At 59.9% G+C, this 13419-nt stretch carries 5 protein-coding genes; all 5 read right to left on the bottom strand.

All coding sequences use genetic code 11. From position 1 onward, the window contains the following. Positions 1-285: 285 nt before the first annotated feature. Entirely contained in the window at positions 286-1614 is a 1329-nt protein-coding gene (locus tag D8U61_RS02535) for a sigma-54 dependent transcriptional regulator (RefSeq protein ID WP_016773449.1), read from the bottom strand. After that, positions 1614-3374: an ATP-binding protein gene (locus D8U61_RS02530; RefSeq protein ID WP_130926362.1), complete on the bottom strand. Its 1761-nt coding sequence runs from the start codon at positions 3372-3374 to the stop codon at positions 1614-1616. The genes D8U61_RS02535 and D8U61_RS02530 overlap by 1 nt, the downstream gene beginning before the upstream one ends. Positions 3375-3458: 84 nt before the next feature. Further along, positions 3459-6101, bottom strand: a complete 2643-nt coding sequence (locus tag D8U61_RS02525; protein ID WP_241663597.1) for an RHS repeat-associated core domain-containing protein — start codon at positions 6099-6101, stop codon at positions 3459-3461. Further along, positions 6091-8874 carry an RHS repeat-associated core domain-containing protein gene (locus D8U61_RS02520; protein ID WP_130926361.1) on the bottom strand — a complete coding sequence of 928 codons (2784 nt, stop codon included), beginning with the start codon at positions 8872-8874 and terminating at the stop codon, positions 6091-6093. The genes D8U61_RS02525 and D8U61_RS02520 overlap by 11 nt, the downstream gene beginning before the upstream one ends. Continuing rightward, on the bottom strand, positions 8871-13352 hold the full coding sequence (locus D8U61_RS02515) for a SpvB/TcaC N-terminal domain-containing protein (protein WP_130926360.1): 4482 nt from the start codon (positions 13350-13352) through the stop codon (positions 8871-8873). The genes D8U61_RS02520 and D8U61_RS02515 overlap by 4 nt, the downstream gene beginning before the upstream one ends. Between the last annotated feature and the right edge of the window lie 67 nt (positions 13353-13419).

Raw genomic sequence — 13419 nt, 5'->3', positions numbered from 1 at the left:
GGTTTAGAAGGGGTGGCGGGGAGGAGTGAGCGGATTTGTGCCGACTGATTGGGCTGAGTGAGCGGATTTCCGCTTACCGCGTGAAGATCAAAAGCCCCTCACCCTAGCCCTCTCCCAGAGGGAGAGGGGACTGACCGAGGTGTTCTTGTGGGTTACATCGACCTGCAATATCGAGTCGAATACAGATTCGGGAAAGCATGGAGATCGGCTCCCTTCCCCCTCGCCCCCTGGGGGAGAGGGCTGGGGTGAGGGGGATGGATTTCAACTACACCACAAATCTCTGCCTCACTCCGCCAGAAACATCTCCCGACTCAACCCATGCCGCTGCATCTTTTCATTGAAGGTGCGGCGCGGCAGTTGCAGTTCTTCGAGCACGGCTTTGACATCACCCTTGTGCCGGGTCAGCGCCGCGCGCAGGCATTGCGCTTCGAACGCTTCCTGCTGCGCCGCCAGCGATTGCCCCGGGTCGATTCCGGCGACCGGTTCATCAAGCCCCAGTACCTGACGCTCGGCAACGTTGGCCAGTTCGCGGACGTTGCCCGGCCAGTCATGGCTGAGCAAGTGACTGAGCTGCGCACCGGTCAACGGCGGAAAGGTCCGGCCCAGACGCTGGGCGGCGTTCTGGGCAAAGGTTTCAAACAGTAATGGAATGTCTTCGCGGCGATCACGCAGCGGCGGCAAGCGCAGTTCGGCGACGTTGAGGCGATACGCCAGGTCCTCACGAAAACGCCCGGCGCGAGCTTCGTCGAGCAGGTCCGGTTTGGTCGCCGCGACGATACGCAAATCAACGCGAATGCTCTGGTTCGAACCCAGCCGTTCGAGCTTTTGTTCCTGCAAGACCCGCAGCAATTTCACCTGCTGGGCCAGCGGCATGCTTTCGATCTCGTCGAGAAACAGCGTGCCGCCATCGGCGTATTCCAGCTTGCCGATGCGCTTGCCCGAGGCGCCGGTAAACGCGCCGCTCTCATGGCCGAACAGCTCGGCCTCGAACAGTTGCTCCGGGATCGCCGCGCAATTGAGCGCTACAAAGGGCTTACCGGCGCGCGGGCCGAAATCATGCAGGCAACGCGCGACCAGTTCCTTGCCGCTGCCGGTTTCACCACGGATCAGCACGTTGACCGGCAACGTCGCCAGATCCAGCACTTGCCGACGCAATGTCTGCAAACCGCGGGACACGCCGAGCAGCGTCGCATCGAGCTTTGCGCGGTTGTCGGCCAGTTCGTGCAGGGCGCGGTTTTCCAGGACCAGGCGGCGTTTGTCCAGCGCCCGGCGCAGGCTGCCGAGCAGGGTTTCCGGGCTGAACGGTTTTTCCAGAAAGTCGTAGGCGCCATCGCGCATGGCTTCGACCGCCATCGGCACATCGCCATGGCCGGTAAGCAGAATCACCGGCAGATCGCTGTCGCGCTTTTGCACTTCGGCGAGCAATTGCAAGCCGTCCATGCCGGGCATGCGCACGTCGCTGAGGATCACCCCGGCAAAATGTTCCGGGAGCGCGGCGAGGCATTCTTCGGCACGGCTGAACAACTGCACCTGAAACCCCGACAGGCTCAGCCACTGTTCAACGGCGTCGCGAATGCTGCTTTCGTCGTCGACCACCATCACCGAATTGAGCATCAGATGTGTGCCTCCAGATCGATTGGCAGGGTCAGGCTGAACACCGCGCCGTGGTCGCCATTCTCGACGCTCAGGCGCCCGCCGGATTCATGCACGATGGCGAAGGATACTGCCAGCCCCAGGCCGAGACCATCGCCCACCGGTTTGGTGGTAAAGAACGGATCGAACACTTGGCCCAGATGTTCCTCGGCAATCCCGCCGCCGTTGTCGCTGACGCTGAGCCGCCACAATTGTTCATCGGCCTCCAGACGGATTTCCAGGCGCTTGCAGGCTTTACCCTGCATCGCATCCAGCGCGTTGCGCAGCAAATTGATCAACACCTGTTCCAGACGAATCGCATCACCGCGCACCCACGCCGGACGGGTCAGATGCAGCACCAGGCTGACCTGCTCGTCACGCAGTCGCGCATCGAGCAGTTGCAGCGACTGATCGACCACCGTCGCCAGATCCAGACGTTCGCGCAGACCGCTCGGGCTTTTGCGGGCGAAAGTCTTGAGGTGGCCGGTGAGGGCAGCCATGCGCGTGAGCATATCGTCCACCGGTTTCAGCGCCTTGTAGGCGTCATCGACACGGCCATGTTCGAGCAGCAGGCGCAGGGTGGCCAGCTGCATGCGCTGGGCGGTCAGCGGTTGATTGATTTCGTGGGCCAGTGCGGCGGACATCTGCCCCAGCGCGGCGAGTTTGGCCGACTGCACCAAACCTTCCTGCGCGGTGCGCAAGTCGCGGGTGCGCTCCTCGACCAGACGCTCGAGTTCTTCGCGATTGCGCTGACGGACCTTGGCCAGCCGCCAGCGCTGATTGAGAAACAGCAACAAGAACACCAGCGCCAGCCACACACCGGAGGCGGCCAGCGCGGCGTTGCGCAAATCTTCGAAGGCCACTTGCGGGCGGCGCAACAGGTGCAGGGTCCAGCCTTCGGTCGCCAGTGGCAGCGATTCCCACAGATAGTCCGCCGTGCCTTGTGGACCTTCGACCCGGCGCAGATCGCTGTTGTCATCGAAGCGCCGTAGCGGCAAATGGGTCAGCGGCAGCAGCGATTGCTTGTCGTACTGACGCGTGGTTTTGATCTCTGCCAGATCATCGGCGCTCAACGGCCGCAAGGCGCGATAACGCCAGCCCGGCTGATTGGCGATAAAGATGATCCCGCGTGCATCGCTGACCAGCAGCGTGTCGCTGCCCTGACTCCATTCGCGTTCCAGTTCGGGAAATTCCAGCTTGACCACCATCGCGCCGAGAAACTCGTCGTTGTCGCCAAGTACGGCGCTGGAAAGGAAATAGCCGGGAATGCCGCTGGTCACGCCCACTGCGTAAAAACGCCCGGTGCCTTGGGTGCGGGTCTGGCTGAAGTAGGGGCGGAAGCCGTAATTGTGGCCAACGTAACTGCTGGGCAAGCGCCAGTTGCTGGCGGCCACGGCCAGGCCGGTACGATCCAGCAGTTCAAGGGTCGAGGACTGCGCCGCACCGTTGATCTTTTCCAGTTTCACATTCAATGCCGCTTGCTGCGCAGCATCGACCGGGCCGGCCAGGGCCGAACGCAATTGCGGGTCCAGCGCCAGCACGGCGGGCAGGGCGCGATAGCGGTCGATCAGGGTGTGCAAGGAGTTGGCGTACAACCCCAGTTGCTGATTGGCGCGGGCCGCGTCTTCTTCCAGCGCCTGACGCTCGGCGTGGCGCATCGCGAGCGTCGCGGCAATGACCGTGCCGGCGATGATCAGCAGGGAATACAACGACAGACGCAGGGTACGGGAAGTCGGCAGCATGCTGGATCAAAGGTCGGCAGGACGGGCGGGCACGATAGCATGGGCCGAGATGGCCGGGCGCGCTGTTCGCGCCGGCCGTGTCTGCTAAACAGCTGTCTCCTGTACCTGACGTCGATGCACAAGATTCAACCTCGGCTTCGGCACCGGTCTTGCCTGAGGTTCGGCAGCGAGCGAGCGCTCCAGTTGCTGCAGGCGTTCAGTCACGCCTTGCGCCTCGCTCGGCGCTTCGATGATTGCCTGTGCGGTTTGCATGACCTTGTCGATGGCTTCGAACGGGTCTACACCATTCCTGGACAGCTTCATGACCTGACGCTGTTTTTCTGCATCCAGTGCGTCCAGTTGGGCATAGAACATCTTCTGGATGTGCTCGGAGTAGCTGTTGAGGTTATCCGTGAAGGTCTTGATGCTGTCGATAAGCGCAGCACCTTCATCAAGAAGAGCCCCCGCGCCGTCGACGGCTTTTGCAGCGCCGTCGCCCAGCGTTTTCAGCCCGTCCTTGAGCTCTTGGGTCTGCAGTGTCTGCGCTGCTTTCAAACCTTTCTTGAAGAAGTGGTAACGCAATACCGGAAACACTATTGCCCCCGCGATTGCCCCTGCGCCGGAACCGATGGCGTTGCCGATTCCGGGTACCACGGTGCCGATGACACTGCCGATGGCGATGCCTTTGCCGATACCGTAAAAGACCGATTTGATGCCGGCCCGGGAGGTGATGAATTTGCCGAACGTCATGCTTTTGCGCACCTCCTCGATGTTCTGGCCTTCAGGAATCAGGCCATCGAACTCGGTGGTCAGGTTGTGCAATTGCTCCGCCGCAGTTTGCGCTTGATCAAAAATACCCACCGCTTTTCTGATCAGGTCAAACACCACTTTGAAGGCACCGGTCTGGTCGACATGAACGATCGGGTTGTTACCGACGAATCCATACAGATTCAACCCATCCACATCCCCCGCCGGATCGGCACTGACCCAACGCTGCAACCACGGCGCGTAATACCGGGCGCCGTAGTAATACAAACCGCTGACATCCATTTCCTTGCCGGAATATCGGATGAAGCGGTATTCGATTTCCGATTCCGGCGCCATCCACGCGGTTTCGCCGAACGGGTAATAGCCTTCTGCGCTGGTGACCACAGCGTTTTCATTGAGCTCCATTACGCAAGAGCCGAGGTGGTCTTCGAGGGTGTAGCGCATCTGGTCGTCTATCGGCACTGAACGTTGCGCCCAATGCAGGCAGCGCGCGTTACCGAGGCTGATGATGTGCAGCTCCTCGCCGTTGTCCTTGCTGCGAATTTCCAGCCCCGGCAGGTAGCGCACCTGGTGGAAATGGCGGACCTTGTCGGTGAACCATTCATGACATTTGAGGACCCGCTGGCCGGCGCTGTACTGGTAATACTCGGCATCGTTATCGCCGTCCTGACGGATAACCAGATCCACGCGCTCCAGCTCATCACGCCTGCTCCATTGCAATGACGGACCGTGGCGCAGCTTGCGTTGATTGCCGTGCGGGTCGAACCAGGTACCGAAGTCCGGCGGCTCGTCGCCCGTTTCCCAACGCACCCCGCGATTGCTTTTCTGGTCGATGTACATCGTGCGGGTACGACTGTTGCCGTCGCGCTGATGACGCAATTCGGTCAGATTGCCGCCATCGTCGTAGCTATACGTCTGCGTGTAATTGAGGCGGTTTTTCTCGTCGGGCGGTCGCGGCAGGCCGGGAATGTCCGGGGGCAGCGCGTCGTCATGACCGGTCGCGCGGATCAGGCGGTACAGGGAGTCGTAGTCGAATTCACGGTGGCCGTCGACCCGTTGATTGGCGAACCAGACGGGCTCGAAGGCGTGGTCTTCGATGCGGATGATATTGCCGATGCGATCGTAGAAATATTGCAGATCCTGCAATGCGGGTTGGCCGGGCTTATGGCTGATCCGGGTGCGCAAGCGTCCGTCGGCTGGATCGTAGGTCCATTGGCTGAGCACCAGGTTGCCGTCCTGTTGCTCGATGATCTGGCCATTGGCGTTGTAGTGCGCAGCCAGCAATACGTGGTGCCGTTCTGTGCCTCCGATCAGCAGATCCACTGTTTTAAGCTGTCCTGCGACTCCGTAGCGCGATTGCCGGCAATGCCCGCCGGCGTCGGTTTGCTCGAGCATGGTACCGAGCGGGCTGAATACCTGATGGCTGGCGAAAGATGCGCCGTCGTGAAACAGGCGGGTCTCTTGCAGTGGTTGGCCGGTGAGAGCGTAGCTGGCAACTTCGAACGAACCGGAGGCATCTGTCCGTTGGATCAACTGGCCACGGAGGTTGTTACCTGTATCGGCAGAACCGTCGGCATAGGTGAAGGTATCGAGTTGTGTCTTGTCGTTGCCGGTCATCTCGAGCTTCACCACGCGCAGTTGCTCGTCGAACGACGACTGCCAATGCTGGTGGCGGCCGTCCCATCGCTGCACTGGCTCGCCGGCCAACCCGGGCAGCATCAAACGCTGGCCGCTGTCAACGCTGGCGGTGTACAGCGCATCGCCGTTCAGCGCGTAAACGGTGCTGACGTTGGCAACGGCCAGACGCGGATCCTGCTGCAGTGCCAGACGGCCGGCCAAATTGTATTGCTGGCGAGTCACGAGGGCTTTGGGGGAGGCGCCGGCCAGGTTGCGCAGGTAATCGACCTGCCGGACAGTAAAGCCTCGACCGTCAGTGGCCGATAAGGACGGCGTGCGCAAGTGCATGGTTTCATCGTCCATTTTTAAACTTGGCAACCACTGGACTGCCAGTTTTTTTCGATGCCAGATGTCGCTGCCTTGCCAAATACTGGTTGTCCGTCGACCCCATCTCTTTGTAATGCGCGAGGCCGGCCTGCGCTTGCGCGATGTTCGCAAGTACAGCCCGGTTCCTTTGCTGCAGGCCGGAACGCGTGATGACCGCCAACGTTTCGCTGGACGTGTTGCTGTTCGCATTCGGCAGCACATTGGCGGGCGAAACACTGTCAACGCCCAGTGCATCAAAGGCATTTTCTGCCCATGCAGACCGTTCTTCGATGGCTGCTTTCCAGTCGCTGAGCATTTTCTCGATCTTTTCGATTTTCACCGGGTCGAGGCGGTTCTTGATGTCCTGTGCTTCCTGCGCCCGACTTCCGATATTCAGTGCGCCGGGAATGATGGCGATTACCGATCCGAATACTCTGTTCATCAAAAACACTGGGTTGGTGATCGCATTGAGTGCTGGATGGAGCAGCTCCCTCCTGAAGTCTTTCCAGGAGTTGATCTCCCTGACCGATTCCTGAATTCCCAGACTTTGATCAATCGCGCTGACGGACATCTGCGAGGTCTGCGGTATCAAAGGACCGACGCGAAGCCTGACATGGTCAGCCAGTGGTTCGCCAATAGCTGCGGCGACATCTCCACCGATGTTGCCGCCGATCAAGCCTGAGGGTTTCAACACATTCGGCTTTACTTCAAGAGCGGGGATCATGGTGTCAAATTGCGTACCACCGATGGATCCACCCTCATAACCGATAACGCCTCTGAAGGTTTCTCCCGCCAGATTCATTGCCATGCTCAGTGCAACATCCTGATGAATGATGTTGTGCAGCTGTCCCAGTACTTCTTCGGAATGCCCTTCCACGGCGGATGCGAACGCCGAATACAGCATGATCACGCCTTCTGCACGCTTGTTGCCGTCCGGATCGATGAAACGGATCGGGTTATTTCCCACGAATGCATATAAATTCAGGCCGTCCGCCTGCTCGGCGTCAGTACTGACCCAACGCTGCAACCACGGCGCGTAATACCGGGCGCCGTAGTAGTACAAACCGCTGACATCCATTTCCTTGCCGGAATATCGGATGAAGCGGTATTCGATTTCCGATTCCGGCGCCATCCACGCGGTTTCGCCGAACGGGTAATAGCCTTCTGCGCTGGTGACCACAGCGTTTTCATTGAGCTCCATTACGCAAGAGCCGAGGTGGTCTTCGAGGGTGTAGCGCATCTGGTCGTCTATCGGCACTGAACGTTGCGCCCAATGCAGGCAGCGCGCGTTACCGAGGCTGATGATGTGCAGCTCCTCGCCGTTGTCCTTGCTGCGAATTTCCAGCCCCGGCAGGTAGCGCACCTGGTGGAAATGGCGGACCTTGTCGGTGAACCATTCATGACATTTGAGGACCCGCTGGCCGGCGCTGTACTGGTAATACTCGGCATCGTTATCGCCGTCCTGACGGATAACCAGATCCACGCGCTCCAGCTCATCACGCCTGCTCCATTGCAATGACGGACCGTGGCGCAGCTTGCGTTGATTGCCGTGCGGGTCGAACCAGGTACCGAAGTCCGGCGGCTCGTCGCCCGTTTCCCAACGCACCCCGCGATTGCTTTTCTGGTCGATGTACATCGTGCGGGTACGACTGTTGCCGTCGCGCTGATGACGCAATTCGGTCAGATTGCCGCCATCGTCGTAGCTATACGTCTGCGTGTAATTGAGGCGGTTTTTCTCGTCGGGCGGTCGCGGCAGGCCGGGAATGTCCGGGGGCAGCGCGTCGTCATGACCGGTCGCGCGGATCAGGCGGTACAGGGAGTCGTAGTCGAATTCACGGTGGCCGTCGACCCGTTGATTGGCGAACCAGACGGGCTCGAAGGCGTGGTCTTCGATGCGGATGATATTGCCGATGCGATCGTAGAAATATTGCAGATCCTGCAATCTGGGGTGAGCAGTTTTCTGACTGGTGCGCGTATGCAGGCGTCCGTCGGCCGGGTCATACGTCCACTGACTCAGGACACCGTTACCGGCCAGCTGCGAGATGATCTGATTGTTCGCGTTGTACTGCGCATCCAGCAAGACCTGCGTGACTTTCGTCTCGACTTGCAGCTCCATTTGCCTGAGCTGCCCGGCAAGACCATAGCGCGATGCTCTGCGATGGCCGCCGGCATCGGTCTGTTCAAGCACGGCGCCAAGCGGACTGAACACCTGATGGCTGGTGAACGCTTCGTTATCGTGAAAAGTGCGCTTTTCCACCAGTGCCTGTCCGGTGAGGGCATAGCCGGTGATGTCCAGCGAACCTGACGGATCTGTCTGCCGGATCAACCGGCCGCGCAGGTTGGAGTCTGCTTCGGCAGAGCCTGGGGCGTACGTGAAGGTATCGAGCTGATTTTCGCCGTTTCCCGAAACTTCGAGCTGCACCACGCGCAACTGCTCGTCGAAGGTCGACTGCCAGACGTGGCCGCGCTCATCCCAACGGTGTCCGGGCTCCCCGGCCCTGCCCGGCAGCAGCAGGCGCCAGCCGCTATCCCGGCTGTTGGTAAACACGGCGATATCGTTCAGCGCAAACACGCTGGTTGTGTTTGCTGTCGGCAGGCGCGGATCCTGTTGCGCGACCAGACGCCCGGCGACATCGTGGTGCTGGCGGGTCACGAGTGCGCTAGGCGTGTCACCCGCCACGGTACGCAAATAAGCGACCTGACGGACTGGCAGGCCACGTCCGTCGCTGACGCTCAGCGAAGGCGTGCGCCAATGTATGGAGGCGCTCATGAGCCTGACCCACGCGTAGACACCAGCTCTTCGGCGGTATCGTTGAAGTCCTCACTGGCGTGATACCAGGGATGATAAGTCTCGCGGGAAAAGTCGCCCTTGGCGTTGATCAGCTTGATCGGACGCCCCGTTGCGTCATAGAACAGCTGATCGAACAACCCGAGTTGGTGCAGCGATTGATCATTGACGTAGCGGTGGGTGTTGGCGAAAAACGGCCGGTATTGGCGCTGCGGCAGACCTTTGTTGTTGTATTCGACGCGTTCACTGATGCGCCAGCGTGTCTGCGTCGGTTGCTCACCTTCTTCGATGAGCAACTCACCATCCTCACCCACCACATAAGCCAACCCCGGATCGACCTTCTGCTGGGTTTGCAGGACCCGACCAAAGCCGTCGACGCAGGTTTTGACGATCTGGATCTGCGCCTTTATGGCGTCGTAGGGATAGCGGTCGGCGCTGAGCACTACGGTGTGAACCGGTTCTCGGTAAGCCAGTTCGATGGCCATGAGCAATTGCTGGTCTTCAGGCGTCGGGCCGGGATTTCGCGCAAGCCGGCGACGTGCGCTGGCACGGATATGCCCGCCGGGCAACAGGTCACCTTGCTTGATCGAGCGGCTTTGAAGTGTGGAGGCGGGTATCAGGCCCATCCAGCTGAAAAGGTTTTTGTGCAGAGTGCTCGCTGCGTGTCCTACGGTATCTTCCGGAAACTGAATGGCGTATTCCGGACTGGGATCCGGCAAGGTCCAGTCATCGGTCAGCTTGTCGAATCCGGCAGGTTTGCCGTTCTCGGTACCGTGAAAGCTGATGACCAGCGGCTGACCGGAAGGCTCGTAGATGACTTCTTCAGTGTTGTCATTGGCGTCGGTGATTCGCTTGGGTTTCAGGGCGTGATAATCGAACTCCGCGACCTGGACGGCACAACCGTCGGGCAACTCCATGCGCATGACTGTCAGATGGTGTTGATCGTATTCGGCTTTGGTCACGCCATGGCTTGGCGTTTCATTGAAATCGAGCACGTTGTAGAACGCCTGCAAGTCGCCGTACCGGGCCAGATTGAACCGCGACGACCAGAGGTTTGGTTCCTCGCTGGGCGGTGCTTCGAACAGCAGCGCCATGGGTGAGTAACCAATTGCCGCGAGGGCCTCGCGGATATTCAGGTCCGGCACAATGCTGTAAGCGTCCAGCGCGGTTTTATCCAGCAGGGCAAGCTCCAGAGAGTGCGACAGCGCTTCGAATCCGGCGACGCCGTCATCCAGTTCAATACCCTCTACGTCCACATAACGCTGTATGGATTGCGAAGTCAGTACCCTTTCCATGGCCCATTCTTGCGTATCCTGCAGCTCTCTCAGTGATTCGAAAGACACCCGTGCCGGGTTCAACTCCCCGGGGAGCGTACCTTTGGCCAATTTCAGCGCATCGCCCCGTTCCAGATACGGCAAGCCCAATCGCCATTGCTGTGGCTCTGGCAGATTGATCAGACGTGCACGGGTTTCACTGATGTAAAAGTATTGCTGCGCCTCGTCGTGAGCGTCGGACCACCATTGATTCAGATGGTCTTCGGTGAAGGGGGGCGGGCTCTGGGCGGTCAACCTGCGCGCATAGCTCACCGTAAGTGCGTGGGTCGCGGCGCCATAAGCGTTCCAGCGCAGGGTGACATCGTGGCGGCACAGCGGGTCGTTGATAAAACCGTCGTACTGATAGCTGATGGCTTCGACCTGAAGGGGCAGCAGAACGGCTGCGGCATATGGCCCCTGTGGCCGCACCTCGCGAACCAGATAGCGCTTCTCTTCTACCGAGTACAGTGCGGCTGCACCGGGCGCCTGCGCATCGGCGCGGTAGGGAAAAATTTCTGTTCGAGCGACCGAGCCAACCAGTGCCTGCGCAATCCGATAGCGACTGTCGGACTCCTCCGGAGTGACGGGCTCATCGATTTCACCTTTGGGGTGGTAACGACTGAACAGGGTTTCGCCCAACGGGCAGGCGTCCACATCCGCGCTGAAATAATCGTCGCGGGAGCGATTGATTTCCTGACCGTTGTGAAACCAGGTGCATGTTTGCACCGGCTCGCTGAAGCCAGGCTCTGAAGGATCGGTTCCAACCTCGCAGTCAAGTTGCTGCAAGGAGCCGAACCCGCGAAATTCCCTCTCCCTGCCGTCGTAGAACCCTTCGCGCCAAGTGAACGACTGGGTCAACCGGTTGCCGGTGATCTCGTCGTGCTGCTCCTGTTTTTTCACCACGGCCAGCGGAAATGGCAGGTGACATACCGGTGCACGCTCAAGCGCCAGCAGCCGCTCCTTTTCATCCAGCCATTCCTGAGCCGAGCTGCGATAAGTCACGCTGCTGGAACAGTCCATGTTGTTGTTACTGTTGACCAGCAGGTAGGGCTTGGCTGCAACAAAATCGTAGCGCCAATGCCGCGGCTGGATATGCGGCACCGTCAGAATCAGGCTGGCGCAACCGAGGCCTTGCAGGTCGGCGAAACTGACCTGGCACAAACGGTCATAGCGCACGTCTTCAGGCCACGGCACGCTGACGGGAATCTGCTCCAGGCCGTTGCCGCCCCGGTTCAGGTAAATGTCGAACCCTTCGGATTTGAGATAGATCAATGCCGGCGCGCCGGAGCCATCGAGATCGGCCAGACGTACTCGCGAGGCGTCGAATTCTTCATGGGTGAAGGGCAGGGCGCTGATCTTGCGACCTTGACCGAATTTGCCATGACCAAGATTCGGCCAGCAACGGACCTCGTCATGGCGGATGCGGCACAGCTCGGGCATGTCGCTGCCGAGCAGGTTGCCCAGAAGCACCAGTTCGGTTCGCGAGTTGCTGAACACCGGCAGACGGTCGTCTGCGTATTCATGGGGTATTTCCTGTGCGGCGGCGAAGCCTTTTTCGCGCAGGCTGGCATAGAGGCGCACGCGGTCGGGGCTGATGCTGGCCGCTGACATCAGCCCGTCCCCGCTGAAATCCCCCATGGTCAAAGTCAGATCCTGGTGTTCCCGGGGAAACGTGTCGAACGCGCTGAACAGTTCGAATTGCCGCTGCGCATTCAGCGCATGAAACCCGCAGTAACCCAACCGGGCGATGATCAGGTCCAGGCGGCCGTCGCCGGTCAGATCAAGCAGTTGCGCCACGGCACGGTTGCGATCTGCCACCGGGATCCTGTCCAGCAAAACCCATGGGCCGTAACCGATCAGTTCGGTACCAGGCGCCGCGCGTAGCGGTTCTCGGTAATACCAGGCGTTATCGTAGCGGCAGAGAAAGCCCGGCACGCCCTCGCCATACAAATCGACGCATTGATAGAACCCGCCGTCTTCGATGCCCGGTTGAGTCTCGTTTTCCAACAGGCGTGCAGGTGCCTTGTTGATCTCGAAGGGCGAGTATTCGAACTCTAGCGGCGGTGAGTGCTCGACATTGCCTTGCGCATCGAAGGCCTGATAGTGCGCCGCGCTGATCTGGCTGTAGGCCCACTGCGCAGTGTTCTGGATCGGTCGATATTCCAGCAGCAGGCGACGTGCAAGCTTCGCCTCTGTCGCCAGGCCCCCGGGGAAGTGATGAAACATCAACACTTGCTGGCAGAGCCTGCGGGTGCTCAGCTCAAAACCCTGGCCATAGGTGGAAAACGGATCAGGCCGCAGCCGCCAGCGGTTCACTTCCTCGTAGCTCGGAATCTCCGTCAACGAGTCGCTGCGTTCGCCGTAATCGAACACCAGTTGAAAATGCCATGGCAGATCCGTCGGTCGGTCAGTGTCCCAGCTGTAAAGGTGATCGCTCGCCGTGGCATTGCCGTAACACACTCGTCGCAGATAGCGCTGGGCGCGGTAGTCGTGAATCGGGTCTTGCTCGTCAGGCTGATCGTCGGCCTTGTACTCGTAGCAGATGTGTTCGCCATGGGCGTTCATGCTTTCACACAAAAGCCAGCTGCTGATGCGTGATGGGTCGTCGGGGTCGGCACGGCGGGAGGCGGTGGTTTTGCCGTAGACATGCAACGTACCGTCGGCGCCGTGGATCAGCCAGAAAGGGGCTCCTCCGTCAGCCGGATGCCAGCATTCGCGCAGGGAAAAATCACTTTCGATCCGCGCCCGGTAAGTCACGACGTTGTGTTCGGGGATGGGGCGGTCTCTGTAGCTGTGTTCCGTGCGCGACTTCAGGTTTCCGGCATCATCGAGCTCTGCCATCCACACCTCGCCGTCATGCCCGATGATTTCATCGTGCTCGGTATAACGTGGAACACCTTTGTTGGTGCGGCGACTGATCTGGCTCAGGCCCAGGTGGCAACCGAGGCCAAACGAACCGTTACCGCTCTGGCTGTTGATTGCCAAGGGTATTTGCGGACCGTAGCCACGACCGCTCGATAGCGGGATCAGCAATTCGCATCCAGCCGAGGCGGTCGGCCCAACGGCGCTCCAGCTTTTGCCGATGGTGGCGATCGATGAGCTTCTGGCGATGGAAGGAGCTGTGATGCTGAGGTCTTGATCGGCCATGGTCGAATCCATTCGCGCTACATAGGGCGTATGGATAGACGCTAACAGGAGTGGGCCGCTAATGGAC

It is taken from the genome of Pseudomonas sp. Sample_14 (genome assembly GCF_004307515.1).
In the GTDB taxonomy this organism is placed as follows: Bacteria; Pseudomonadota; Gammaproteobacteria; order Pseudomonadales; family Pseudomonadaceae; genus Aquipseudomonas; species Aquipseudomonas atacamensis.
Note: the sequence above shows the minus strand (reverse complement) of the source record. Positions and strands in the feature narration are given on the sequence as shown.